The sequence below is a fragment of the Pseudoduganella namucuonensis genome, from assembly GCF_900116645.1.
Lineage (GTDB): Bacteria > Pseudomonadota > Gammaproteobacteria > Burkholderiales > Burkholderiaceae_D > Rugamonas > Rugamonas namucuonensis.
Genome location: NZ_FPBO01000015.1, coordinates 1 through 22,769 on the forward strand (window position 1 = coordinate 1; position 22,769 = coordinate 22,769).

A 22,769-nucleotide genomic window follows, 5' to 3' on the forward strand; every position below is an offset into this window, starting at 1 on the left:
TTGAACGTTTTGCGGCACGCCCGACACCGGTAGCGTGGAAGCCCGTGAGCCTGGCCATGTCGGTATAGCTCGGCCCCTCCACAATGAGGACAGCTCGTGCACGTGGTGGCGAGCATATCCCGGATCTCCCCAGCTTCAGCTCCCTTGCTCCATTCATTCAGCATTTCACGAATGACGCCCCGCTGCTCCGGTGACAGCTCAATTAATTGTGCCGCTAGCGCACTGAACTCACTCTTCTTCATCGCCGCCTCCCATGTCTGCAAGTACTTGTCAGACCTGAGTTTGGGCGGGCAGTTCCACACCTAGCCGCGACATAGCCAAAAAAAACGCCCCGCTCGAGGCGGGGCGTGCGGACGGCGTCCCGGCGGAACCGGGACAGGACCAGGAGGCCGCTTATTCCTTTTCGAGCTCGAACACCTTGTGCAGCGCGCGCACCGCCAGCTCCATGTATTTCTCGTCGATCAGCACCGAGATCTTGATCTCGGAGGTGGAGATCATCATGATGTTGATGTTCTCTTCGGACAGCGTGCGGAACATCTGCGACGCGACGCCCACGTGCGAGCGCATGCCCACGCCGACCACGGAGATCTTCGACACCTTGGCGTCGCCCACCAGCGTGCTGTAGCCGATCTCGGCCTTCTGGCCGTTCAGCACGTCCACCGCTTTCTGGTAGTCGTTGCGCGAGACGGTGAAGGTGAAGTCGGTCTTGCCATCCACGCTCTGGTTCTGGATGATCATGTCGACTTCGATGTTCGCTTCGGCGACCGGGCCCAGGATGTGGTACGCCACGCCCGGACGGTCTGGCACGCCCAGGACGGTGATTTTGGCTTCGTCGCGGTTGAAGGCGATGCCGGAGATGACTGCTTGTTCCATGTGTGTGTCTTCCTCAAACGAAATCAGGGTGCCCGAGTTGGCTTCGGTGTCGAGATCCATCAACGGATCGGTCAGCGACGACAGCACGCGCGTCGGCACGCGGTAGTTGCCGGCGAATTCGACCGAACGCGTCTGCAGGACCTTGGAGCCCAGCGAGGCCAGTTCCAGCATTTCCTCGAACGTGATGGCCTTCAGCCGGCGCGCTTCCGACACCACGCGCGGGTCGGTGGTGTAGACGCCGTCGACGTCGGTGTAGATCAGGCATTCGGCCGCCTTCAGCGCGGCGGCGATCGCCACGGCCGAGGTGTCCGAGCCGCCGCGGCCCAGCGTCGAGATGTTGTCGTTCTCGTCCACGCCCTGGAAACCGGTGATGATGACGATCTTGCCGGCGTCCAGGTCGCGCTTGACCTTCTCGTCGTCGATCGACTGGATGCGGGCCTTGGTGAAGGCGGAGTCGGTTTTAATCGCCACTTGCCAGCCGGCGTACGAGACCGCGCTCTTGCCGATCGATTGCAGCGCCATCGACAGCAGACCCACCGAGACTTGCTCGCCGGTCGACGCGATCATGTCCAGCTCGCGCGGGTCGGGCGGGTTTTGAACTTCCCTCGCCAGCGCGATCAGACGGTTGGTCTCGCCGGACATGGCCGACGGTACCACGACGATCTGGTGTCCCGCGTCGTGCCATTTGGCGACGCGGCGCGCGACGTTCTTGATGCGGTCCGTCGATCCCATCGACGTGCCGCCGTACTTGTGAACGATTAAAGCCATAACAGTGAGGTTTCCGCTCAGAGATTGTAAATAAAGGACCTATAACTCTACAGGCTGTAGGGCGAATCGACAAGCCAAAAAAGTTATGACGTCATACAGTATTGGCATATCGACATACGAAAACCGCACAGTACCGACTTTTATTTCGCCTCCCAGCGGAACACCATGCGTTTACCCCCGCCCTGCCCGGTTTGGTGGCAATCCATGCCGATTCCGGCCGCGAACAGCAACTGGCCCGGCGCTTTCACCACCGGCAGCCGGGTGCGCTCCCAGGCGGGAATGTTGAGCGCCTGATAATGGTATTTGAGCGCGCGCGTGGGCCGGTTTTCGGCCAGCTTGAGCCGCTCGCCGCCGCGCCGGAATTCGATGGTCAGGTATTGGCCGCGCAGCCAGTCGGCGTCCACGCCCCGCTCCGCCTCCTCGATGTGCAGCACGCCGCCGTAGTTCGGGAACGCGATCGACGTTTCGCCGTCCCAGCGGAAGTCCTGGCCGGGGGCGTCGTCGAAGCGGTCCTCGCGCGTGCCTTCCAGTTCGGGCAGGCGCGGCGCCAGGTACAGGCGGTCGCGGTGGCGGCGCACGTCCACCTCGGGATGCACCACCAGCAGTTGCGCGTCGTAGCGCGCCTCCAGCAGCTGCGCCAGCATCTCGTGCAGCCAGGCGGTGGACGGCATGCTCAGGCCCTTGACGCTGAACCAGTGGCGCAGCAGGTTGTAGCAGCGGTCCACGCTCATGTCGCGCAGCTTGCCGATGTCGACGCTGTCGCCCTCCAGCGCGGCTTTCAGATCCTGCTCGGCCAGTTCGTTCAGCAGGCGCTGGGCGGACTGCGCGTGCTGCGCGCTGCGGGCGAAGCGTTCCTGGAAGCCGGGGAAGTGCCGCGCCAGCGCGGGCATCACCGTGTGGCGCAGGGCGTTGCGGGCGTAACGGGTGTCGGCGTTGGATTCGTCCTCGATGTGCTGGATGCCGTGCGTGGCGGCGTAGGCCTCGAGCTGCTTGCGCGAGGCGGTGAGCAGCGGACGGGCCATCGTCAGCGCGGGATTGGCCAGCAGTTCGGGGGCGGTGTTGGCGGCGTCCATGCCGGACAGGCCGGCCGTGCCGGAGCCGCGCAGCAGTTGCAGCAGCACGGTTTCGGCCTGGTCGTCCTGGTGGTGGGCGGTCAGCAGCAGGTTCACGCCGTGCTCGCGGCACAGGGCGCCCAGCGCGGCGTAGCGCTGCTTGCGGGCGGCGGCCTCGGTGCCGGAGCGCTCCTTCGTTTGCAGCGTGATGTGGCGGGCCTCGAAGGTCACGCCCAATGCCGCGCATTCTTGCGCGCAGTGGGCTTGCCAGGCGTCGGCGTTGGGGCTGATGCCATGGTGGACGTGGAAGGCGTACAGGCCGATGCCCCGCTCTTTCGCGTAGGCCTGCGCCAGGTGCAGCAGGACGGAGGAATCGAGCCCGCCGCTCAAGGCGACGGCGACGCGGCCCTCGTGCGGCACGCCGGCCAGGGACGCGGCGAAGATGCTGGATGGGGTGGCGGTTTGCTGCTTTTTCATACGGGAACTCCTAAAAAACCGGGGACAGACCACGTTTTAGGTGCAACTAGTTGCACCTAAAACGTGGTCTGTCCCCGGTTTCGGGCCGTGCGGACGGTCTTATTCTTGCGGCGTGGTCTCTTTGAATTTGCCGTAGCTCATGAGCTTTTCGTGGCGGGCGTTGATCAGGTCCTTGGTCTTCATGCCGTGGAACTGGCGCAGCGAGTCGGCCAGCGCGCGCTTCAGCAGGGTCGCCATCTGTTTCGGGTCGCGGTGCGCGCCGCCCAGCGGTTCGCTGACGATCTTGTCGATCAGGCCCATGGCCTTCAGGCGGTGCGCGGTCAGGCCCAGGGCCTCGGCGGCGTCGGACGCGCGCTCGGCGGTCTTCCACAGGATGGAGGCGCAGCCTTCCGGCGAAATCACGGAGTAGGTCGCGTATTGCAGCATCAGCACCTGGTCGCCCACGGCGATCGCCAGCGCGCCGCCGGAGCCGCCTTCGCCGATGATGGTGGCGATCAGCGGCACCTTCAGTTCGGCCATCACGTACAGGTTGTGGCCGATGGCTTCGGACTGGCCGCGCTCCTCGGCGTCGATGCCGGGGAAGGCGCCGGGGGTGTCGACAAACGTGAAGATCGGCAGGTTGAACTTCTCTGCCAGCTTCATCAGGCGCATGGCCTTGCGGTAGCCCTCGGGCTTGGGCATGCCGAAGTTGCGCATCGCGCGTTCCTTGGTGTCGCGCCCCTTCTGGTGGCCGATCACCATGCAGGACTGGCCGTTGAAGCGCGCCAGGCCGCCGACGATGGACTGGTCGTCCGCGTAGGTGCGGTCGCCGTGCAGTTCGTGGAAGTCGGTGAAGATCTCGTTCACATAGTCCATCGTGTATGGACGCTGCGGGTGGCGCGCGATCTGCGCGACCTGCCAGGGGGTCAGCTTGGCGTAGATGTCCTTGGTCAGCTGCTGGCTTTTCTTGGCCAGGCGGTCGATCTCCTCGGAGATGTCGACGGCGGAATCGTCCTGCACGAAACGCAGCTCTTCGATCTTCGAATCGAGTTCGGCGATCGGTTGCTCAAAATTGAGGAAAGTCGTTTTAGTCATTCTACCTCCGTGATGTTGCGGCCACGCGCGCAGGGAAACCTGCCGTTTCGGGGCTGTGAGTTGCTATTTTACCGGAACCGCGGGGGCCACTGGGTCCAGACTGCGCCACAGGTACCAGGTGGCGACCGTGCGGTAGGGTTCCCAATTGGCCGACACCTCGCGCGCGTCGCTGCGCGAAACCGGCTCTCCGGAGAAGTAATTCTGGCTGATGCCTTGAATCAGGCCGGGGTCGTCCAAAGGCAGGACGTTGGGCCGAAGCAGATTAAATATCAGAAACATCTCGGCTGTCCAGCGCGTAATGCCGCGGATTTGCACCAGCTCAGCGATGACGGCCTCGTCGTCCATCTGGTCCCACTGGTTGGCGTGGACCTTTTTGGTCTTGAAATGGTCGGCCAGGTCGAGGATGTATTCGGTCTTGCGCTTGGACAGCCCGCAGGCGCCCAGTTGCTCGGCGCCGGCCTTGACCACCATCGCCGGCGTGAATTTGGGCAGCGCCAGCAGCAGCTTTTGCCAGGCCGCGTCGGCGGCCTTGGGCGTGACCTGCTGCTTGACGATGGAGCGCGCCAAGGTCGTGAACGGGTCGTCGTGGCCGACCAGGTGCAGGTCGCCAAACTGAGGGATCAGCTTCTTCATGATGCGGTCGCGCTTCATGAGTTCCGCCTTGGCCTCCTCCCAGTACGGCGGCACCGCCACCGCCGGGGACGAAATGCCCGCCATGTCCTTGTGGCTCACCATTATGCGCGGCGCCAGTTGGTGGTGCCGTCGGGCTTGTCTTCGAGGATGATGCCGGCCGCCAGCAGGTCGGCGCGGATCTTGTCGGACTGGGCGAAGTCGCGCGCCTTCTTGGCGGCGGCGCGCTGTTCGATCGCGGACGCGATGGCGTCCTCGCCGAGCGAGTCGCCGACGGCCGCCTGCAGGAAGGCCTGCGGCGCGCGCTCGAGCAGGCCGAGCACGGCGGCCAGGCCTTGCAGCTGGCGCGCGGCGGCGGGCGACCTCGATTTATTCACCTCGCTGGCCAGGTCGAACAGCACCGACACCGCGATCGGGGTGTTGAAGTCGTCGTCCATGGCCTCGGCGAAGCGCTGGGCATTGGCTTCGGTCCAATCCAGCGCCAGGCCGTCGCCTTCCGCGCCGTCCAGCGCGGTGTACAGGCGCGTGAGCGCGCCGCGGGCGTCGTCCAGGTGGGCGTCCGAGTAGTTCAGCGGGCTGCGGTAGTGGGCGCGCAGGATGAAGAAGCGCACCACCTCGGCGTCGTACTTCTTCAGCACGTCGCGGATGGTGAAGAAGTTGCCCAGCGATTTGGACATCTTCTCGTTGTCCACGCGCACGAAGCCGTTGTGGATCCAGTAGTTGGCCAGGCTGTGGCCGGTCGCGCCCTCGGACTGGGCGATCTCGTTCTCGTGGTGCGGGAACTGCAGGTCGGCGCCGCCGCCGTGGATGTCGAACTGGTCGCCCAGCAGCGCCGAGCACATGGCCGAGCACTCGATGTGCCAGCCCGGACGGCCCTTGCCCCACTTGGAGTCCCACTTGACCTCCTCGGGCTCGGATTCCTTGGAGGCCTTCCACAGCACGAAGTCCAGCGGGTCGCGCTTGCCGGTGTTGACGTCCACGCGTTCGCCGGCGCGCAGGTCGTCCAGCGACTTGCCGGACAGCTTGCCGTAACCCTCGAAGTTGCGCACCGCGTAATTGACGTCGCCGTCCTCGCCCTGGTAGGCCAGGTCCTTGGCTTCGAGCCGCTCGATCAGCGCCAGCATCTGCGGCACGTATTCGGTCGCGCGCGGCACCAGGGTCGGCGGCTGGATGCCGAGGGCGGCGGTGTCCTCGTCCATGTATTGGGTGAAGCGGCCTGTCAGTTGGCCGATGGTTTCGCCGTTTTCAACCGCGCGCTTGATGATCTTGTCGTCGATGTCCGTGATGTTGCGCGCGTAGGTGACGTCGTAGCCCGACGCCTTCAGCCAGCGGTAGACCACGTCGAACGCCATCATCATGCGGCCGTGGCCGATGTGGCAGTAGTCGTAGATCGTCATCCCGCAAACATACATGCGGACCTTGCCCGCTTCCATCGGTACGAATGTCTGTTTTTCGCGCGCCAGCGTGTTGTAAATCTTTAAATTGCTCATCGGACTCTTGCGTTTTTATAAAGGGCAAGCCAGCCGGGCAATACGAAACCGGCGCGGGACACTTGTGGTGCCGCGCCGGCGCTGATCGTTGTTCGCCGTGGGGACTGACAGACCCTCGTTATCTAGTTCTTCTTTGATAGAATGATACGTCGCACCTAGTATAGCATTGATAAAAACAGTACCGGCCCGATCTTGGAGAGGTTTTTATCGGATCTTAACTTAAGGAAGTCATATGCAAGAGACAAAAACCCTGATGGCAAAATTCATGGGCCTGTTCGCCGGCCTGGCCCTGTCCGGCGCCGCCGTGGCCGCCGATCCGGCCCTGCCGCAGGTGTCGTTGAAGACCACCGAGGGCGAAATCGTCCTGGAGCTGAACCAGGAAAAAGCGCCGAAAAGCGTGGCCAATTTCCTCGCCTACGTGAAGAGCGGCTATTACAAGGGCACCATCTTCCACCGCGTGATCGACGGCTTCATGATCCAGACCGGCGGCTACTCGGTCGACCTGAAAAGCAAGCCGACCCGCCCGCCCGTGCCGCTGGAGTCGCAGAACGGCCTGAAAAACGAGACCTACAGCGTGGCCATGGCCCGCACCGGCGATCCGAATTCGGCCACCTCGCAGTTCTTCATCAACGTGGTCAACAACGAGGGCCTGGACTATCCGGGCCGCGACGGCTTCGGCTACACCGTGTTCGGCCGCGTGATCAAGGGCCACGCGGTGGTGGACAAGATCAAGGGCGTGCTGGTGGACGACAAGCCGATGTTCGCCAACATCCCGGTCAAACCCATCGTCATCACCTCGGCCACGCTGCTGAAGACGCCCGTTCCGGTGGAGCCGCCGCCGCAGGCGCAGGCCCCGGTCACGCAGTAAAATAGCGCTTTGGCCGCGCCTCCTGTATAGTCGCGGCCCATGTCATCACCCTAACACTAAGGATCATCTCATGACCAAGATCGTCATCACCACCAACATGGGCGTCATCACCGCCGAACTGGACGCGGAAAAAGCGCCTAAAACGGTCGCCAACTTCCTGGCCTACATGAACGCCGGCCACTACTCGAACACCATCTTCCACCGCGTGATCGACGGTTTCATGATCCAGGGCGGCGGTTTCGAGCCGGGCATGAAGCAGAAGCCGGCGGAAGCCACCGTTGAGAACGAGGCCAAGAACGGCCTGAAGAACGAGCCCTACACCCTGGCCATGGCCCGCACCTCGGCGCCGCACTCGGCCGGCGCGCAGTTCTTCATCAATGTGAAGAACAACAGCTTCCTGGACTATCCAGGCCAGGACGGCTGGGGCTACGCCGTGTTCGGCAAGGTCGTCGAGGGCACCGACGTGGTCGACGCCATCAAGAAAGTGAAAACCACGCGCAGCGGCATGTTCGCCGACGTGCCGGCTGAAGACGTGATCATCGAAAAAGTCGAAGCAGCGTAATAGTCCCGCCCCGCTCGCGGGAAACCCTGGCGGCCGCCGCGCGCGCCGCCGGTTTCCCGCCGCATCCCTTGGATTCCCCCGCGCGGGAATGACGGTATCCGCACCGATGTCCTCTGCACACAATCCCCCAGTCGCGCTGTTCATTTCGGACCTGCACCTGCAGCCGTCCCACGCCGCCATCACGGCCGCCTTCCACCAATTCATGGAACGACACGCGCCGCGCGCGCGGCAGCTGTATCTGCTGGGTGACCTGTTCGAGTACTGGGCGGGGGACGACGACCTGGCGGAGCCGTATCATCAAGAGATCATCGCCGCCATCCGGCGCGTCAGCGACGCCGGCGTGGCCGTGTACTGGATCGCCGGCAACCGGGACTTCCTGGCCGGCGACGCCTTCGCCGCCGCCGCGGGGCTGACCCTGCTGCCGGAAACCTGGGTGGCCGACATCGCCGGCCAGCGCATCGCGCTGCTGCACGGCGACGCCCAGTGCACCGACGACGTGAAATACATGGAATTCCGCGCCATGGTGCGCCAGCCCGCGTGGCAACAGCAATTCCTGGGCATGCCGCTGGCGCAGCGCAAGGCCATCATCGCCGGGCTGCGCGAGAACAGCCGCAAGGAGCAAGGCGGCAAATCCTACGAGATCATGGACGTGACGCCGCAGGCGATCGCGGACATCTTCACGCAGACCGGGACCAACGTCATGATCCACGGCCACACCCACCGTCCCGCGCTGCACACGGCCGGCGCCACGCGCCGCTACGTGCTGCCGGACTGGGAGCCGGACGCCACGCCCCCGCGCGGCGGCTGGATCGCCGTCGCCGCCGACGGCGCCATCACCCGCCACGGCCTCGACGGCGCCATCCTGGCCTAACCACAAGCGCGGCGAGTGCCTGGTCCGCGGCACGCGGGCCAGGTACCAGTTACGTGGCGGAAAAATGTCCGAATGTCGCGCCTGACACCGATGTTATTTTGATAACCACCTAGCCCCAGATCATCTCTTCGGTCCAGCCGAGCTCGGCGAAGTCCTGCGCGCGCAGGCCGGCTTCGCCTGCGCTGTAGAACTCGTCCAACTGCGGCGGCGCTATGCGCGTGCCGGACAGCATCGCGTGCGCCTGCCCGCGGTGGTGGGTCTGGTGCTGGAACAGGTGCGCCAGCAACCGGTGCCGCCGGTCGCGCTGGACCGATCCGGTGCGCAGTATCGTCACGTAACGGCCCAGCTCCTCGTCCTTCAATTGCTTGCAGTAGTCGATCAATCGCCGGTCCGCGTCGCGCTGCTCGGCGCGCAACCCGGCGCAATTGGCGCACGGTTCGTCGCGCTCGAAAAAACTCAGGTAGTTGGGGTGCGGCTCGGCGCCGCGCAGCTCGCGCTCCAGGGCGTCGATGTAGAACCAGTCCACCGTCAGGTTGTGGTTCAGGGTCGCCTTGATCGACGGGAAGAAGCCGGTGCGCGCGGCCTGGAATTCGTCTTGCGTCAGCTGCGCGCAGGCCTTGTGCAGGCGGTGGTTGGCCCAGGCGTTGTTGTAGGCTTCCGTCAGCAAGTGATGCGATAGCGTCGGTGTCTTCATGGTTGCTCCTTGTCCAGCGCGCGCTGCCACCGCTCCGACCACTGCAGCAATGGCCCCATCGATTCCAGCAGCCCCGCTCCCAGTTCGCTCAGCGCGTAGCCGCCCCCTTCCGCCTGGCCGATGATACCCGCCTCGCGCAGCTCGTGCAGGCGCTGGTTCAGCACCGTGGGCGACATGTCGTCGCAGCGCTCGCGCAGCGCGCGGAAGGTCAGCGGCTCGCCGCGCAGCTCCCAGATCACGCGCATCACCCAGCGCCGGCCCAGCAGGTCCAGCAAGGCCATGATGGGCCGCCCGCTGCGCGAGCCGCGCACCGGCATCCCCGGTTTGGGTATTGCCATTTCCAGTCCTTTGCTACACAATCCGTAGCGGTTCGCTACATTATCCGTAGCGCCAGTCTACCACCAGGGAGATCATCATGCACGCACCGAGAATCGCGCCCGTCGAGGGTCCGTATGCGCCGGCCATCCGGGAGGCGTTCGACCGTGTCATGCCGCCCGGCATGGAACCGTTGAATCTGTTCAAAACCATGGCGCACAGCCCGCGCGTGCTGCAGCGCATGTTCGCCGGCAATCTGCTCGATCCGGGCCCGCTTTCGCTCAAGGACAGGGAAACGCTGATATTGCGCACCTGCGCGCGCTGCGGCTGCGACTACGAGTGGGCGGTGCACGCGGCGCTGTTTTCGCGGGCCGCCGAATTGAGCCCGGCCGAGATGGCGGCCACGCGGGCGGACGATCCGGACGCCCTGCTGCTGCGCGTCGCCGACGAATTGCACGACGGCGCGGCGTTGTCGGACCGGACCTGGGAGGCGCTGTCGGCCCGCTACGGCCCCGGGCAGATCCTGGAGATCCTGGCGCTATGCGGCTACTACCACGCGATCTCGTTCATCGCGAACGGTTGCCGCGTAGCGGCGGAGCCGTTCGCGCGGGCCACCGGCGCGCAAGGCGCCACGGGAGACTAGGGAATTCCGGTTCCGGGCCGCCGGCGCGTGGCCTCCGTCCCGCCTATTTCGCGGGCTCCAGCATGATCACCAGCGAGGTCGGCGTGGTGCGGATGGTGGTGGGCACGAAGCGCACGCCGGCGTAGCGCAGGTCGTCGGGGTTGAAGCTGTGGAGCGGCACGTCGCGTAGCAGCTTGTCCACCAGGATGTTGGCGGCGCCGGCGATCTGGCGCTGCTGCGATTCGCCCACGCCGTCGATGGCGAAGCGGTCGACCTGCGCGTCGCTGAGGAAGACGGCGTTGCGCACCGTGTCCACCACCAGCCGCCCGGACAGCGTCAGCCCGCCGCGCCACGATTGCCGCACCAGCATGGGCGTCACCGTGAGGTCGGCCGACAGCGAGACGCGGTCGTTGTCGCGCAGGGTCGCCAGCCGCGGGTTGTCGAGCTGGATGTCGAACACGCCCAGCGCGCGGTGGTGGACGGGGAAGCGCTGGTCCAGGTTGCGCTGCAGCTTCTCCAGCGGCAGTTCGACCTGGCGCGGGCCGACCAGCCCCGCGCAAGAGGTCAGCAGGCCGCAGGCCAGCAGCGGCAAGGCGGCGTTTCCGAGCAGTCGCGCACAGACGGCGCGGCGGGTTGGGTTCATGGTGTTCCTGTGATTGGGCGGCATCGCGGGCGACGCGCCCGTTTCGATTGCCGTAGAGTGTATTTCATCTTCCAGGGAGACGCCATGACAGTAGTGCGGACGGGTTGCGCAAGCTGGTCCATCCCGCGGGCGGCGGCGGCCGACTTTCCGGCCGAGGGCAGCCACCTGCAGCGTTACGCCGCCGTGTTCAACGCGGTGGAGATCAATTCCTCGTTCTACCGGCCGCACCAGCCGCGCACCTACGCGCGCTGGGCCGCCGACGTGCCGGACGATTTCCGCTTTTCGGTGAAGGCGCCGCGCCGCGTCACGCACGAGCGGCGCCTGGACGATTGCGCCGAGCCGATGGCGCAGTTCGCGGGGGGGACGGCGGCGCTGGGCGCGAAACTGGGCTGCGTGCTGGTGCAGCTGCCGCCCAGCCTGGACTTCGACGCCGCCACCGCGCGCGCCTTCTTCAAGCTGGCGCGCCGGCATTTCGATTGCATGATCGCCTGCGAGGCGCGGCACGCGTCCTGGTTTTCGGACGCCGCCACCAGGCTGCTGGAGAAGGCCGGCGTCACGCGCGTGATCGCCGATCCGGCCAAGGGCCAGCCGGGCGAACACGTGCCCACCACGCCCGGCGCCTACGTGCGGCTGCACGGCAGCCCGCGCGTCTATTACTCGTCCTACGAGGACGAGGCGCTGGACCGCTACGCGGCGCTGCTGGCGCGGGCGGACGGCGAGAGCTGGTGCGTGTTCGACAACACGGCCTCCGGCGCGTCGGTGCCGAACGCCGTCGCGCTGCTGCGACGGCTGGGACCGGGCTGACCGACATCCCCTGGACGACAGCGCGCGAATTCCGTTTGCCTTTTTTCGATCTAGTGTTATAGTTCACTACAACACCACCTCATCACATCACCGGAGGACGCATGTATGTGGAATGACCATACGCCGATTTACCGCCAGCTCAAGGAGCGGGTGATCGGCATGATGCTCGACGGGCTGCTCAAGCCCGGCGACGCCCTGCCCTCGGTCCGCCAGGTGGCGGCCGATTACCAATTGAATCCAATCACGGTGTCCAAGGCCTACCAGGAACTGGTGGACGAGACGCTGGTAGAAAAACGAAGGGGATTAGGCATGTACGTTACCGAAGGCGCCCACGAGAAACTGCTGGCCAGCGAACGCGAACGCTTCGTGCGCGAGGAGTGGCCGGCCATGGTCGAGCGCATCCGCCGCCTGGGCCTGGACATCGAGCAGCTGCTGCGGGTCTCGCAATCCCTTTCGGCGCAGCGGGACGAACCGGGAGCGCCGGCATGAGCGCCCTGATCACTGCCCGCAACCTGTCCAAGCGCTATGGCAAGCACCTGGCGCTGGACAACGCCAGCTTCGAGATCCAGCCGGGCCGCATCGTCGGCCTGATCGGACCGAACGGCTCCGGCAAGACCACCACGCTGAAGGCCATCCTGGGCCTGGCGCGCTTCGACGGCGAGCTGTCGGTGCTGGGCATGGACCCGCGCAAGCAACGCGACGAGTTGATGCAAGAGGTGTGCTTCATCGCCGACGTGGCGATCCTGCCGCGCTGGATGCGGGTGCGGGACGCGATCGACTTCGTGGCCGGCGTGCATCCGCGCTTCAACCGCGACAAGGCCGAGCGCTATCTGGCCAGCACCAAGCTGGAACCGGGCATGAAGGTGAAGGCCATGTCCAAGGGCATGATCGTGCAGCTGCACCTGGCGCTGGTGATGGCGATCGACGCCCGGCTGCTGGTGCTGGACGAGCCGACCCTGGGGCTGGACATCCTGTACCGCAAGCAGTTCTACCAGAACCTGCTGGAGGATTACTTCGACGAGCAGAAGACCATCATCATCACCACCCACCAGATCGAGGAGGTGGAGAACCTGCTGACGGACCTGATGTTCATCCGCGAGGGGAAGATCACCCTGTCGGCGTCCATGGAGGAGATCGGCGACCGCTACACCGAGGTGATGGTCGAGCCGCAGTTCATCCACGCGGCCAACGCGCTGGCGCCGCTGACGCAGCGCAGCGTGTTCGGCAAGGCGGTGATGCTGTTCGACGGCGCCTCGCGCGCGCAGTTGGAGAAGTTTGGAGAGACCCGCACGCCGAGCGTGGCGGACCTGTTTGTCGCCACTATGAAAGGGACCTACGAATGAATACGCCCGCTAAAAAATTCGAATGGCTGCTCAGGCGCGAGCTGTGGGAGCACAAGGGCATGGTGGTGTGGGCGCAGTTGGTGGTGGCGGCCATCATCTTCGCGCTGGTGGCGGGCGCCCTGCTGCTGGGGCAAAACATGTCGTACAGCGAGGACGGCGTGCGGCTGTTCTCGATGAGGGAGAAGATGATGGACGAGTCGGTCCGCCAGGTGTTCAGCGACATGGCGCCGCAGATGTACCTGGTCACCGCCGCCCCGCTGTACATCATGCTGGGCTTCCTGGTGTTCTTCTACTGCCTGGGCGCGTTGCACGACGACCGCCGCGACCGCAGCCTGCTGTTCTGGAAGTCGCTGCCGGTGTCGGACCACATGACGGTGCTGTCCAAGGTGGCCGTGGCGCTGGTGGTGACGCCGGCGGTCACCATGCTGATCGGCACCGCGCTGTCGCTGGGCGTGATCCTGCTGCTGTGCCTGAAGATGGCCTTCATGGGCGTCAACGCCTTCGGCGCGCTGCTGTCGTCGCCGGAGTTCTACCTGGCGCCGGTGCGCGCGCTCGGACTGCTGCCGGTGTACGCGCTGTGGGCGCTGCCGACGGTCGGCTGGCTGCTGATGGTGTCGAGCTGGGCGCGCTCCAAGGTGTTCCTGTGGGCGGTGGGCGTGCCGCTGGGCGCGGCGGTGCTGATCGCCTGGACCAACCGCATCTTCGCGCTGGGCTGGAACAGCGGCTGGTTCATGGAGCACATCGTGGCGCGCATCCTGGGCGGCGTGGCGCCGGGGGTGTGGTTCGCGTTCAGCCGCATCGAGCCGGGCGAGGTGGTCCGGGCCGGCGGCAAGCACCAGGCGGCGGGGGATTTGTTCCTGGCGTCGTGGGGCACGCTGGCCACCGGCACGCTGTGGGCGGGCGTGGCGGCGGGCGTGGCGATGATCGCGGTGGCGGTGTGGATGCGGCGCTGGCGCGAGGAGGGGTGAGCGGCGCGTATTAACGGCCCAGCATCTGGCGGTACTGGGTGGGCGTGACGCCGACCGTGGCGCGGAACTGGCGGGTGAAGGCGCTGTGGTCGCCGTAGCCGCAGGCCAGCGCGATCTCGGCCACGCTGGCCGGTCCGGCCAGCATGCGCGAGGCGGCGTCCAGCCGGGTCTTGATGATGAGCTGGCGCGGCGTGAGCTGGTAGATGCGCAGGAAGTAGCGCTCCAGCTGCGCCACCGACATGCTGGCGGTGCGCGCCAGCTCCGGCAGCGGCAAGGGCTGGTCGTAGCGCTCGTGGATCATGCGCACCGCGGCGGCCACCTTCTGGTAGCTCGCGTTCTTCCTGTCCTCCATGGCCAGGTCGCGCGACACGCCGGCCAGGCCGACGATGGCGCCGGACGCGTCGCGCAGCGCCGTCTTGCGCGTCAGGCACCAGCCCGGGTCGCGGTTCGGGTACAGATGCAGTTCCAGCTGGTCCTCTATCTCCCCCGCCCCCGCCAGCACCGCCTGGTCCTGCGCCAGGTAGTTCTGGCCGTAGGGCCGCGCGAACACCTCGGCCGAGGTGCGTCCCAGCAGCGCGTCCTTGTGCTTCAATCCACAGCGCTTGACCAGGGTCCGGTTGACCACCACGTAGCGGCCGCCCGCGTCCTTCACGAAGAACACCACGTCCGGCAGCGCGTCGAACAGCGGCTCGGCGAAGAACACGTCGGCGATGCCCTCGCCCAGGGCGGCGCGCGCGCCGGCCATTTCCAGTTTGGTCTTGTCCATGGGCGCATTCTCGCACAGCCCGGGCGGGGGGCCGGCCGTTGTGCCGATTTCGTCATCCCCGGTGCGCAGCCGATGCAAGACGGCCGGGGGCGATCGGCCTATGATTGCCCTCATGAAAACGATCTCCATCATCGATAGCCACACCGGCGGCGAACCGACCCGCCTGGTGACCGGCGGCGGCCCGGAACTGGGCGCCGGACCGCTGCGCGAGCGCCTGGAGCGCCTGCGCGACGAACACGACCGCTTCCGCTCGGCGGTGGTGTGCGAGCCGCGCGGCTCGGACGTGCTGGTGGGCGCGCTGCTGTGCGCGCCGCACGCGCCCGATTGTGCCGCCGGCGTCATCTTCTTCAACAACGTCGGCTACCTCGGCATGTGCGGGCACGGCACCATCGGGCTGGTGGCGTCGCTGGCGTTCATGGGCCGTGTCGGCGCCGGGCGTCATCGCATCGACACGCCGGTGGGCGTGGTGGAGGCGGAGCTGCACGCGGACGGCAGTGTCACCGTGGAGAACGTGCCGGCCCACCGCGCGCTGCGCGACGTGGTGGTGCAAGTGCCCGGCCATGGTCCGGTGACGGGCGACGTGGCCTGGGGCGGCAACTGGTTCTTCCTGGTGGCGGACCACGGCCTGGAGCTGGAGGTGGCGCGCGCGGGCGAGCTGACGGCCTTCTGCGGCCAAGTCAAGCAGGCGTTGGCGGCGGCCGGGGTGACGGGCGAGGACGGCGCGGAGATCGACCATATCGAGTTGTTCGGGCCTTCGCGCAACGGCGCGGACAGCCGCAACTTCGTGCTCTGCCCCGGCAACGCCTACGACCGCTCGCCCTGCGGCACCGGCACCAGCGCCAAGCTGGCCTGCCTGGCGGCGGACGGCAAGCTGGCCGAGGGCGCGCTGTGGCGTCAGGAGAGCATCGTCGGCAGCGTGTTCGAGGGGTCCTACCGGCGCGATGGCGACAAGCTCATTCCCAACATACGCGGCCAGGCGTGGGTGAACGCGCAGGCCACGCTGATACTCGATCCCAGCGATCCACTGGTGTGGGGCATACGCTGATGGCCAGCGCCGGGACGCCCAGCGATTCGACGGGCGCGGCGCCCGAGGCGGCCGCCGCCCCGGGCCTTGGCGGCGTATCCACCGCCGCCGCGGGTGGATCGGCCGACGTGCTGGTGGTCGGCGCGGGCATCGTCGGCGCGGCGTGCGCGGACGCGCTGGCCGCGCGCGGGCTGCGGGTCACCGTCATCGAACAGGAGGTGGTCGGCTCGGGCGCGACGGCGGCGGGCATGGGGCACCTGGTGGTCATGGACGACAACCCGGCCGAGCTGGCGCTGTCCTCCTACTCGCTGGAACTGTGGCGCGAGTTCGTGGCCGACCAGCCGGCGCGGCACGAGTACAGCCGCTGCGGCACGATCTGGGTGGCGGCGGACGACGAGGAACTGGACGCGGCGCGGCTGAAGGCGGCCACCATGGCGGCGCACGGCCTGGAGTGCCGCATGCTCGACGCGGCCGCGCTGTACGCGCTGGAGCCGCAATTGCGGCCCGGCCTGGCCGGCGGCCTGCTGGTGGCCGGCGACGGGCTGGTGTATCCGCCCAAAAGCGCGCGCATCCTGCTGGACCGGGCGCTCGCCCGCGGCGCGCGGCTGGTGGCGGGCTGCGTGCGCGCCATCGAGGATGGCGGCGTGCTGCTGGCCGATGGCACGCGGTTGCGGGCGGGCGCCGTGGTGGTGGCGGCCGGGTCGCGTTCGTCGCAGCTGCTGCCGGAATTGCCGGTGCAGCCGAAGAAGGGGCACGTGGCCATCACCGACCGCTATCCCGGATTCATCCGGCACCAGCTGGTGGAGCTGGGCTATATCAAGAGCGCCCACGCGGCCAGCGGCGATTCGGTGGCGTTCAATCTGCAGCCGCGTCCCACGGGACAGATTTTGATCGGGTCGTCGCGCCAGTTCGGCGCCACGGACCCGGCGGTGGAGCCGGACATGATGGCGCGCATGCTGCGCCACGCAGTGGGGTTCACGCCGGCGCTGAGGGGGCTGAACGTGCTGCGCTGCTGGACGGGTTTGCGCGCGGCCAGCCCGGACGGGCTGCCGCTGATAGGCGAGCATCCGGGCCGGCCGGGGGTGTGGCTGGCCACCGGGCACGAGGGCCTGGGCATCACGACCTCGCTGGCGACGGCGCAGCTGCTGGCGGCGCGGATCGCGGGCGGGGACGCGGCCATACCGGCGCAACCGTATTTGCCGGAACGCTTCGCGACACTTCAACCCAATTGCGAACCCTGGGGTCAGTCCCAGCGGGACTGACCCTGGCATCCGCCGTTGGTTTTTTATGCGCATCGCCAAACGCTACTTATTATGATCGACACCATCCAACTCACCATCGACGGCCAGGGCATCAAGGTCCCTCCCGGCACCATCGTGGCGGCGGCGATCGCGATGGCGATGCCGGCGGCGATCACGCGCCGCTCGGTCGGCGGCGCGCTGCGCGGGCCGGTGTGCGGCATGGGCGTGTGCCAGGAGTGCCGCGTGACCATCGATGGCGTGGCGCACCAGCTTTCGTGCCAGACGCCGTGCGCGCCGGGTATGGATGTGCGCACCGCGCTGTCGGAAGGCGCGCCATGAGCATGTTCGACATCCTCGTCATCGGCGCCGGCCCGGCCGGCCTGGCCGCCGCGCACGCCGCCGCCGCGCAGGGCGCCATCGTCGGCGTGGTGGACGACAATCCGCAGGCGGGCGGCCAGATCTGGCGCGGCGGCGCGCAACACCAGCAAGACCGGCGCGCGCGCCGGCTGTGGGAAGACCTGCGGGCGGCCCGCAACGTCAGCTTCATGCACCAGGCACGCGTGCTGTATCCGTCCGGTCCCGGCGCGCTGGCGGTGCAGACGCCCTCCTCGGCCCTGACATTGCGCTACCAGCGCCTGGTGATCGCCACCGGCGCGCGCGAATTGCTGCTGCCCTTCCCCGGCTGGACCTTGCCCGGCGTGACCGGCGCGGGCGGGCTGCAGGCGCTGGCCAAGGGAGGCTATCCGGTGACGGGCAAGCGCGTGGTGGTGGCCGGCTCCGGTCCGCTGCTGCTGGCCGTCGCGGCCACGCTGGTGGAGCGCGGCGCGCGGGTGGCGGCCATCGTCGAGCAGGCCGACAACGCCAGCCTGGCGCGCTTCGCGGCCGGCCTGCTGGCGACACCATCGAAAATAGCGCAGGCGCTGCGATTGCGGCGGCGCCTGCGCGGCATCCCCTATCACAGCGACAGCCACGTGCGCCTCGCGCGTGGCGCCGGCGCCTTGCGGGAAGTGGAAGTACAAGGCGGCTCCGGCAGCGTAACGATCGCCTGCGATTACCTCTCATGCGGCTACGGGCTGGTTCCCAATCCGGAACTGGCCCTGGCTTTGGGCTGCGCCACGAGCGCGGCGCATACGCCGCACGGCGGGGGGCATGCCCTTGCCGTGCAAGCCGACGCCTGGCAGCAGACCAGTATTCCCGGCGTGTACTGCGCCGGCGAGGGCACCGGCGTGGGCGGCGTGGACAAGGCGCTGGCCGAGGGCCGCGTCGCCGGACTGGCGGCCGCCGGCCGCATGGACCTGGCCGAGCGGCACTTCGCCGAACGGGCCAAGTGGCAGGCTTTCGCGGGCCGCCTCGCCAAGGCCTTCGCCCTCGATCCCGCCATCCGCGCGCTGGCCGACGACGACACCATCGTCTGCCGCTGCGAAGACGTCAGCCATGGCGAACTGCGTCGGCACGACAGCTGGCGCAGCGCCAAGCTCCACACCCGCTGCGGCATGGGCCCTTGCCAGGGCCGCGTCTGCGGCGGCGCCACCGATATCCTGTACGGATGGCGGCCCGAATCGGTACGCGTGCCGTTATCCCCGGCGCGCGTCGACAGCATCATCACTCATAACCCAAGGAGAACAGCATGAGCACAACAATAAGCGCAGCAAAATGGCAGGGCATATTCCCGGCAGTGACCACCAAGTTCCACGCCAACGAGGAACTGGACCACGCCGAAATGGAGAAGCATTTCGAGTTCCAGATCCAGAACGGCGTGCACGGCATGGTCACTTGCGGTTCGCTGGGCGAGGCCAGCACCTTGTCGCTGGAGGAAAAACTGGAAGTAGCGAAGCTGGCCGTGAAGGTCGCCAACGGCCGCGTGCCGGTGCTGGCCAACGTCAGCGAAACCCGCACCGCCAACGCCATCCGCTACGTGCAGCAGGCGCGCGACCTGGGCGTGCAGGGCTTCATGGTGATGCCCTCCGTGCTGTACGCGGCGGACGCGCGCGAGGCCAAGGACAACCTGCGCACCATCGCCGCCGCCGCGAAGCTGCCGATCATGGTGTACAACAATCCCGTCACCTACAAGGTGGACCTGACGCCGGAGGACTTCCAGGAACTGGCGGACTGCGAGGAACTGGTGGCGATCAAGGAATCGACCGACAACATCCGCCGCATCACCGACCTGCGCAACGCGGTGGGCGACCGTTACCAGCTGTTCATGGGCGTGGACGACCTGTCGTTCGAGGGCCTGGCGGTGGGCGCGGACGGCCTGCTGGCCGGATTGGTGGTGGCCTTCCCGGCCGAGACGGTGGCGCTGTACAAGCTGATGAAGGCCAAGCGCTATGACGAGGCCCTGAAGCTGTACCAGTGGTTCATGCCTCTGCTGCACCTGGACGTGTCGACCAAGCTGGTACAGAACCTGAAGCTGGTGGAGGCGCTGGTCGGCGTCGGTAACGAAAACGTGCGCCGCCCGCGTCAGCCGCTGGTGGGCGCCGAGCGCGAGAAAATCGTCGCAATCGTCCGTCAGGCCATGGCGACCCGGCCGGGCCTCGGCCGCCTGTTCTAAAACGGTATGTCGCCGGCGTAGACCTTTAGCGGCCGGCGTTCCTCGTATGGCCAAGCCGTGGCGTTCTCCATCGCGATGGAGTGCTTTGCCGCCTCGGGCGGCAGGTGCACCACGAGGCCTGTGTGGGAAAACATACTGAAACCTCCACTGAAATGACCTGAAAAGTCCTGAAAAATACTGAAACCGCACATAGGGTTGGACCTTTTCAGGGAAATTCAGTTCAATTCAGGGCGTTTCAGGACCGATTTCAGGACGTTCTCCCGCATGGGGTGCGCAAGCAGTACATCCACCTCTACGCCCCGCCCCGTCAACTTCGGTTGACAAATCCAAATCCGTCAACTAAAGTTGACGCATGGGTGATATCAAGACATTAACGCTGCCGGACGAACCGGGCGAGGCGCTGGCCGCCGTGGTGGCCTTGCGCATGGTCGCGGACCGGCTGGAGCGCAGGGCCGTGCGCGACGCGATCGCGCAGGGATGGACTTGGGCGCAAGTGGCGGAGGCGCTCGGCGTCACCCGCCAGGCGGCCCACAAAAAGCACGCCGGCGCCATCGCGGCCGGCCATTCAACCGGCATGGGGGAGGACTGATGTTCAATCGCTTCAAACTGTATTGGCAGGATATCCGCACCGTGGCCGCGCTCAACACCGAGGCGGAACGGCAGGCGCACTTGGGCGGCGAACAGTTGCCAGGGGCCGAGCACTACCTGCTGTCGGCGCTGTCGCTGGAAGAGGGATCGGCGCGCCGTGCGCTGCAACGGGTCGGCGCCGATCCCGAAGGCTTCCGCGCTGCGATCTCGGAACAATATGCGTCAACGCTGGAGAAGATGGGATTGGACGCCGGGCTGGCCGGCGAGGCGCCGCCCCCCGTTTCGGACAAGAAGGCGCTGTTCAACGCCCAGCCCTCGGGACAGGCCTTGATGCGGGCGCTGCCGGATTTGCGCAAGGCCACCAAGGCCACGCCTTTGTGCGGCGCGCACGTGCTGCTGGCCATCGCCCGCATGCCGCACAGCGTGGCGGCGCGGGCCTTGAAGACGATGGGGGTGGACTGCCAGGCCGTCGCGCGAGCGGCCGAGGCCGAGCTGGCGATGATGGCTTCGTAAACGCGGGCGGGCTTGCACGCATCCGGCGGAATAGCTCTTCGAGCTACTCCGCCCTACCGAGGCTATCGAATCAGCGCAGGGCCAGCGCGGTGCCGGGCGCCGCGCTCTCGTCCAGCTTGAACACGGCCACCACCTGCTCCAGCGTGGCCGCCTGCTCCTGCAGCGACGCGGCCGCGGCGGCGGCCTGCTCCACCAGCGCGGCGTTCTGCTGCGTGGCGTCGTCCATCTGGATGATGGACTGGTTGACCTGCCCGATGCCGTCGCTCTGCTCGTGGCTGGCGGAGGTGATCTCCACCATCAAGGTCGCCACGTGCTGCACCGAGGCCACAATCTCCGTCATCGCCGCGCCGGCGGTGTCGGCCAGCTTGCCGCCCGCCTCCACCTTGCCGACCGAATTGACAATCAGTTCCTTGATCTCCTTGGCCGCCGCCGCCGAGCGCTGCGCCAGGTTGCGCACCTCGGAGGCCACCACCGCGAAGCCCCTGCCCTGCTCCCCGGCGCGCGCCGCCTCCACCGCCGCGTTCAGCGCCAGGATGTTGGTCTGGAAGGCGATGCCGTCGATGACGCCGATGATGTCCGACATCTTGCGCGAGCTTTCCGTGATCTCGCCCATCATCTCCACCACCTGCGTGACCACCGTGCCGCCCTTGACCGCGGCCGCCGTGGTGGCGCCCACCAGCTTGTTGGCCTCCTCCGCGTTGGCCGCGTTCTGCTTGACGGTGGAGGTCAGCTGCTCCATCGCCGCCGCCGTCTCCTCCAGGTTGGAGGCCTGGTGCTCGGTGCGGGCCGACAGGTCGAAGTTGCCGGTGGCGATCTCGGTGGACGCGTTGGCGATCAGGTTGGTGCTGTCGCGCACCTTGCAGATGGTGCTGTTGAGCGAGGAGACGAAGCGGTTGAAGGCGGTGGCCAGCGCGCCGATCTCGTCGTCCGACTCCACCTCCATGCGGCGGCTCAAGTCGCCGTCGCCGCTGGCGATGTCGCCCAGCATCTCGGCCGCGTGCACCACTGGCGCGGCGATCGCGCGCGCGATCAGGAAGATGGCGGCCATGCCGATGCCGCCGCCGATCAGCGCGGCCACCAGCGCCGAGATGGTGGCCGAGCGCGCGATATTGCCCAGCACCTCGGCCTCCGGCACCTCGGCCACCACGTACAGGTTCAGCTCCGGCACGAAGGACGAGGCGACGAACTGCGCGCCCCGCTCGCCCTTGTAGGTGGCCGAGGCGAATTTCTGGCCGCCCAGCAGCGTCTTCGAGATGTCCGCCGAGAAGCCCGGCAGGTCCTTCAGGAAGTGCTTGCCGTCCACCAGCGCCGGGTTGCGGTGGATCAGGAAGGCGCCGTTCGGCCGCACCAGGTACACGTGGCCGGACTCGCCCAGCTTGTAGGAGCGGATCGATTGCGCCAGCGCGTTCACGCCCAGGCCCAGGCCGGCCACGGCCAGCTTGCCGCCGGCCGTCTGCACGCGGGTGTTAATGAACATCATGTAGGTGTCGGCGCTGACGTCCTTGTCGATGTCCAGCGTGTAGGGCGCGCCGCCGGCCAGGAAGCCGTAGAACCACTGGTCGCTGGCCTTGTCCTTGGACAGCGTGCGGTCGTAGCCGGCGTCGGTGAAGTATTTGCCGGTGTCGTGCGAGACCCAGAACACGGTGGCGGCCGAGTTCTTGGCCTTGAGTTGCCTGGCGTATTTCTGCCACGCGGCCGCGCCCTCGTCCGGCACGCCCGCCTCCTCCCAGTCGTGCAGGAAGGTGTTGTTGGCCAGGGTCTGCGACACCGACAGCGGCTGGCCGATCTGGCGCAGGATGTCGTTGCGGATCTCGCCGATCTGCGCCGGCAGTTCCTGGTCGACCACGCGCCGGCGGGTGTTCTCGCTGCCCATGTACACGGTCAGCGTGGAGGAGATCAGCATGAACAGCAGCAGGCACAAGCCCATGCTGAGCATCAGCTTGTTTTTGATGGATAGACGGCGCCACATGGCCATAACGAATCTCCCGGAGTATGAGTGGAGCGCCGCGTGCGTGCGCGGCGCCCTTTGTTT

27 protein-coding genes are annotated in these 22,769 nt (G+C 67.0%); 15 read left to right on the forward strand and 12 right to left on the reverse strand.

Going from position 1 to position 22,769, the window contains the following annotated elements; all coding sequences use genetic code 11:
- The 6 genes from BM436_RS38690 to cysS all read right to left on the reverse strand — a co-directional run.
- Positions 1 to 242, reverse strand: a 242-nt coding sequence (locus BM436_RS38690; RefSeq protein WP_143133186.1) for a transposase-like zinc-binding domain-containing protein, incomplete at its 3' end; no start/stop codon positions are given.
- Positions 243 to 393: 151 nt separating this feature from the next.
- Positions 394 to 1,641: an aspartate kinase gene (locus tag BM436_RS16580; protein WP_093556647.1), complete on the reverse strand. Its 1,248-nt coding sequence runs from the start codon at positions 1,639 to 1,641 to the stop codon at positions 394 to 396.
- A 140-nt stretch (positions 1,642 to 1,781) separates the two neighbouring features.
- Complete coding sequence (gene tilS / locus BM436_RS16585; RefSeq protein ID WP_093556648.1) at positions 1,782 to 3,170, reverse strand: tRNA lysidine(34) synthetase TilS; 1,389 nt, start codon at positions 3,168 to 3,170, stop codon at positions 1,782 to 1,784.
- Between the two features lie 99 nt (positions 3,171 to 3,269).
- Complete coding sequence (locus BM436_RS16590; RefSeq protein WP_093556649.1) at positions 3,270 to 4,244, reverse strand: acetyl-CoA carboxylase carboxyltransferase subunit alpha; 975 nt, start codon at positions 4,242 to 4,244, stop codon at positions 3,270 to 3,272.
- Between the two features lie 63 nt (positions 4,245 to 4,307).
- Positions 4,308 to 4,979 carry a DNA-3-methyladenine glycosylase family protein gene (locus tag BM436_RS16595; protein WP_093556650.1) on the reverse strand — a complete coding sequence of 224 codons (672 nt, stop codon included), beginning with the start codon at positions 4,977 to 4,979 and terminating at the stop codon, positions 4,308 to 4,310.
- Entirely contained in the window at positions 4,979 to 6,364 is a 1,386-nt protein-coding gene (cysS, locus tag BM436_RS16600) for a cysteine--tRNA ligase (RefSeq protein ID WP_093556651.1), read from the reverse strand. The genes BM436_RS16595 and cysS overlap by 1 nt, the downstream gene beginning before the upstream one ends.
- Before the next feature lie 232 nt (positions 6,365 to 6,596).
- On the opposite strand from cysS, the gene BM436_RS16605 reads away from it, so the two are divergent.
- From BM436_RS16605 to BM436_RS16615, 3 genes are all read left to right on the forward strand, one after another.
- Entirely contained in the window at positions 6,597 to 7,232 is a 636-nt protein-coding gene (locus BM436_RS16605) for a peptidylprolyl isomerase (RefSeq protein WP_371859646.1), read from the forward strand.
- Between the two features lie 70 nt (positions 7,233 to 7,302).
- Entirely contained in the window at positions 7,303 to 7,794 is a 492-nt protein-coding gene (locus BM436_RS16610) for a peptidylprolyl isomerase (RefSeq protein ID WP_093556652.1), read from the forward strand.
- A gap of 106 nt (positions 7,795 to 7,900) precedes the next feature.
- Positions 7,901 to 8,665 carry a UDP-2,3-diacylglucosamine diphosphatase gene (locus BM436_RS16615; RefSeq protein WP_093556653.1) on the forward strand — a complete coding sequence of 255 codons (765 nt, stop codon included), beginning with the start codon at positions 7,901 to 7,903 and terminating at the stop codon, positions 8,663 to 8,665.
- Between the two features lie 109 nt (positions 8,666 to 8,774).
- Here BM436_RS16615 and BM436_RS16620 read toward each other — a convergent pair whose 3' ends face one another.
- The gene (locus tag BM436_RS16620) at positions 8,775 to 9,359 is read right to left on the reverse strand and encodes a DinB family protein (protein WP_093556654.1); all 585 of its coding nucleotides are present in this window, start codon (positions 9,357 to 9,359) and stop codon (positions 8,775 to 8,777) included.
- A complete protein-coding gene (locus tag BM436_RS16625) occupies positions 9,356 to 9,697 on the reverse strand; it encodes a winged helix-turn-helix transcriptional regulator (protein WP_093556655.1) in 342 nt (113 codons plus the stop codon). The genes BM436_RS16620 and BM436_RS16625 overlap by 4 nt, the downstream gene beginning before the upstream one ends.
- A 77-nt stretch (positions 9,698 to 9,774) precedes the next feature.
- Here BM436_RS16625 and BM436_RS16630 point away from each other — a divergent pair, with 77 nt between their 5' ends.
- The gene (locus BM436_RS16630; protein ID WP_093556656.1) at positions 9,775 to 10,317 is read left to right on the forward strand and encodes a carboxymuconolactone decarboxylase family protein; all 543 of its coding nucleotides are present in this window, start codon (positions 9,775 to 9,777) and stop codon (positions 10,315 to 10,317) included.
- Between the two features lie 43 nt (positions 10,318 to 10,360).
- Here BM436_RS16630 and BM436_RS16635 read toward each other — a convergent pair whose 3' ends face one another.
- Entirely contained in the window at positions 10,361 to 10,939 is a 579-nt protein-coding gene (locus BM436_RS16635; RefSeq protein ID WP_093556657.1) for a DUF1439 domain-containing protein, read from the reverse strand.
- 84 nt (positions 10,940 to 11,023) lie between these two features.
- Between BM436_RS16635 and BM436_RS16640 the strand changes: the two genes are divergently transcribed.
- The 4 genes from BM436_RS16640 (at position 11,024) to BM436_RS16655 (ending at position 14,054) form a co-directional block, all read left to right on the forward strand.
- Positions 11,024 to 11,743 carry a DUF72 domain-containing protein gene (locus tag BM436_RS16640; protein ID WP_093556776.1) on the forward strand — a complete coding sequence of 240 codons (720 nt, stop codon included), beginning with the start codon at positions 11,024 to 11,026 and terminating at the stop codon, positions 11,741 to 11,743.
- Positions 11,744 to 11,848: 105 nt separating this feature from the next.
- On the forward strand, positions 11,849 to 12,232 hold the full coding sequence (locus BM436_RS16645; protein ID WP_093556658.1) for a GntR family transcriptional regulator: 384 nt from the start codon (positions 11,849 to 11,851) through the stop codon (positions 12,230 to 12,232).
- Entirely contained in the window at positions 12,229 to 13,086 is an 858-nt protein-coding gene (locus BM436_RS16650; RefSeq protein ID WP_093556659.1) for an ABC transporter ATP-binding protein, read from the forward strand. Before BM436_RS16645 ends, BM436_RS16650 begins: the two co-directional genes overlap by 4 nt.
- Positions 13,083 to 14,054, forward strand: coding sequence for a hypothetical protein (locus BM436_RS16655; protein WP_093556660.1), 972 nt, complete (start codon positions 13,083 to 13,085; stop codon positions 14,052 to 14,054). Before BM436_RS16650 ends, BM436_RS16655 begins: the two co-directional genes overlap by 4 nt.
- Before the next feature lie 10 nt (positions 14,055 to 14,064).
- Here BM436_RS16655 and BM436_RS16660 read toward each other — a convergent pair whose 3' ends face one another.
- Complete coding sequence (locus BM436_RS16660) at positions 14,065 to 14,820, reverse strand: AraC family transcriptional regulator (RefSeq protein WP_093556661.1); 756 nt, start codon at positions 14,818 to 14,820, stop codon at positions 14,065 to 14,067.
- A 112-nt stretch (positions 14,821 to 14,932) separates the two neighbouring features.
- On the opposite strand from BM436_RS16660, the gene BM436_RS16665 reads away from it, so the two are divergent.
- The 5 genes from BM436_RS16665 to BM436_RS16685 are packed head-to-tail and all read left to right on the forward strand — an operon-like array spanning position 14,933 to position 19,636.
- Positions 14,933 to 15,865, forward strand: a complete 933-nt coding sequence (locus tag BM436_RS16665) for a 4-hydroxyproline epimerase (RefSeq protein WP_093556662.1) — start codon at positions 14,933 to 14,935, stop codon at positions 15,863 to 15,865.
- Positions 15,865 to 17,106 carry an NAD(P)/FAD-dependent oxidoreductase gene (locus tag BM436_RS16670; RefSeq protein ID WP_093556663.1) on the forward strand — a complete coding sequence of 414 codons (1,242 nt, stop codon included), beginning with the start codon at positions 15,865 to 15,867 and terminating at the stop codon, positions 17,104 to 17,106. Before BM436_RS16665 ends, BM436_RS16670 begins: the two co-directional genes overlap by 1 nt.
- A gap of 51 nt (positions 17,107 to 17,157) precedes the next feature.
- The gene (locus BM436_RS16675) at positions 17,158 to 17,424 is read left to right on the forward strand and encodes a 2Fe-2S iron-sulfur cluster-binding protein (protein ID WP_093556664.1); all 267 of its coding nucleotides are present in this window, start codon (positions 17,158 to 17,160) and stop codon (positions 17,422 to 17,424) included.
- Complete coding sequence (locus tag BM436_RS16680; RefSeq protein ID WP_093556665.1) at positions 17,421 to 18,716, forward strand: NAD(P)/FAD-dependent oxidoreductase; 1,296 nt, start codon at positions 17,421 to 17,423, stop codon at positions 18,714 to 18,716. Before BM436_RS16675 ends, BM436_RS16680 begins: the two co-directional genes overlap by 4 nt.
- 8 nt (positions 18,717 to 18,724) lie before the next feature.
- On the forward strand, positions 18,725 to 19,636 hold the full coding sequence (locus BM436_RS16685; protein WP_093556777.1) for a dihydrodipicolinate synthase family protein: 912 nt from the start codon (positions 18,725 to 18,727) through the stop codon (positions 19,634 to 19,636).
- Here the strand turns inward: BM436_RS16685 and BM436_RS37105 are convergent.
- On the reverse strand, positions 19,633 to 19,770 hold the full coding sequence (locus BM436_RS37105) for a hypothetical protein (protein ID WP_177307267.1): 138 nt from the start codon (positions 19,768 to 19,770) through the stop codon (positions 19,633 to 19,635). The two genes, BM436_RS16685 and BM436_RS37105, sit on opposite strands and share 4 nt — an antisense overlap.
- Positions 19,771 to 19,988: 218 nt before the next feature.
- Between BM436_RS37105 and BM436_RS16695 the strand changes: the two genes are divergently transcribed.
- Entirely contained in the window at positions 19,989 to 20,225 is a 237-nt protein-coding gene (locus tag BM436_RS16695) for a hypothetical protein (RefSeq protein WP_093556667.1), read from the forward strand.
- On the forward strand, positions 20,225 to 20,737 hold the full coding sequence (locus BM436_RS16700; protein WP_177307269.1) for a Clp protease N-terminal domain-containing protein: 513 nt from the start codon (positions 20,225 to 20,227) through the stop codon (positions 20,735 to 20,737). Before BM436_RS16695 ends, BM436_RS16700 begins: the two co-directional genes overlap by 1 nt.
- Positions 20,738 to 20,807: 70 nt before the next feature.
- Here the strand turns inward: BM436_RS16700 and BM436_RS16705 are convergent, their stop codons facing one another.
- A complete protein-coding gene (locus tag BM436_RS16705; RefSeq protein ID WP_093556669.1) occupies positions 20,808 to 22,712 on the reverse strand; it encodes a methyl-accepting chemotaxis protein in 1,905 nt (634 codons plus the stop codon).
- Between the last annotated feature and the right edge of the window lie 57 nt (positions 22,713 to 22,769).

Bases quoted from the DNA above. Each gene is read 5' to 3' on its own strand.
- BM436_RS16580 (WP_093556647.1), bottom strand. From the start codon at position 1,641: ATGGCTTTAATCGTTCACAAGTACGGCGGCACGTCGATGGGATCGACG.
- tilS (WP_093556648.1), bottom strand. From the start codon at position 3,170: ATGAAAAAGCAGCAAACCGCCACCCCATCCAGCATCTTCGCCGCGTCC.
- BM436_RS16590 (WP_093556649.1), bottom strand. From the start codon at position 4,244: ATGACTAAAACGACTTTCCTCAATTTTGAGCAACCGATCGCCGAACTC.
- BM436_RS16595 (WP_093556650.1), bottom strand. From the start codon at position 4,979: ATGGTGAGCCACAAGGACATGGCGGGCATTTCGTCCCCGGCGGTGGCG.
- cysS (WP_093556651.1), bottom strand. From the start codon at position 6,364: ATGAGCAATTTAAAGATTTACAACACGCTGGCGCGCGAAAAACAGACA.
- BM436_RS16605 (WP_371859646.1), top strand. From the start codon at position 6,597: ATGCAAGAGACAAAAACCCTGATGGCAAAATTCATGGGCCTGTTCGCC.
- BM436_RS16610 (WP_093556652.1), top strand. From the start codon at position 7,303: ATGACCAAGATCGTCATCACCACCAACATGGGCGTCATCACCGCCGAA.
- BM436_RS16615 (WP_093556653.1), top strand. From the start codon at position 7,901: ATGTCCTCTGCACACAATCCCCCAGTCGCGCTGTTCATTTCGGACCTG.
- BM436_RS16620 (WP_093556654.1), bottom strand. From the start codon at position 9,359: ATGAAGACACCGACGCTATCGCATCACTTGCTGACGGAAGCCTACAAC.
- BM436_RS16625 (WP_093556655.1), bottom strand. From the start codon at position 9,697: ATGGCAATACCCAAACCGGGGATGCCGGTGCGCGGCTCGCGCAGCGGG.
- BM436_RS16630 (WP_093556656.1), top strand. From the start codon at position 9,775: ATGCACGCACCGAGAATCGCGCCCGTCGAGGGTCCGTATGCGCCGGCC.
- BM436_RS16635 (WP_093556657.1), bottom strand. From the start codon at position 10,939: ATGAACCCAACCCGCCGCGCCGTCTGTGCGCGACTGCTCGGAAACGCC.
- BM436_RS16640 (WP_093556776.1), top strand. From the start codon at position 11,024: ATGACAGTAGTGCGGACGGGTTGCGCAAGCTGGTCCATCCCGCGGGCG.
- BM436_RS16645 (WP_093556658.1), top strand. From the start codon at position 11,849: ATGTGGAATGACCATACGCCGATTTACCGCCAGCTCAAGGAGCGGGTG.
- BM436_RS16650 (WP_093556659.1), top strand. From the start codon at position 12,229: ATGAGCGCCCTGATCACTGCCCGCAACCTGTCCAAGCGCTATGGCAAG.
- BM436_RS16655 (WP_093556660.1), top strand. From the start codon at position 13,083: ATGAATACGCCCGCTAAAAAATTCGAATGGCTGCTCAGGCGCGAGCTG.
- BM436_RS16660 (WP_093556661.1), bottom strand. From the start codon at position 14,820: ATGGACAAGACCAAACTGGAAATGGCCGGCGCGCGCGCCGCCCTGGGC.
- BM436_RS16665 (WP_093556662.1), top strand. From the start codon at position 14,933: ATGAAAACGATCTCCATCATCGATAGCCACACCGGCGGCGAACCGACC.
- BM436_RS16670 (WP_093556663.1), top strand. From the start codon at position 15,865: ATGGCCAGCGCCGGGACGCCCAGCGATTCGACGGGCGCGGCGCCCGAG.
- BM436_RS16675 (WP_093556664.1), top strand. From the start codon at position 17,158: ATGATCGACACCATCCAACTCACCATCGACGGCCAGGGCATCAAGGTC.
- BM436_RS16680 (WP_093556665.1), top strand. From the start codon at position 17,421: ATGAGCATGTTCGACATCCTCGTCATCGGCGCCGGCCCGGCCGGCCTG.
- BM436_RS37105 (WP_177307267.1), bottom strand. From the start codon at position 19,770: ATGTTTTCCCACACAGGCCTCGTGGTGCACCTGCCGCCCGAGGCGGCA.
- BM436_RS16695 (WP_093556667.1), top strand. From the start codon at position 19,989: ATGGGTGATATCAAGACATTAACGCTGCCGGACGAACCGGGCGAGGCG.
- BM436_RS16700 (WP_177307269.1), top strand. From the start codon at position 20,225: ATGTTCAATCGCTTCAAACTGTATTGGCAGGATATCCGCACCGTGGCC.
- BM436_RS16705 (WP_093556669.1), bottom strand. From the start codon at position 22,712: ATGGCCATGTGGCGCCGTCTATCCATCAAAAACAAGCTGATGCTCAGC.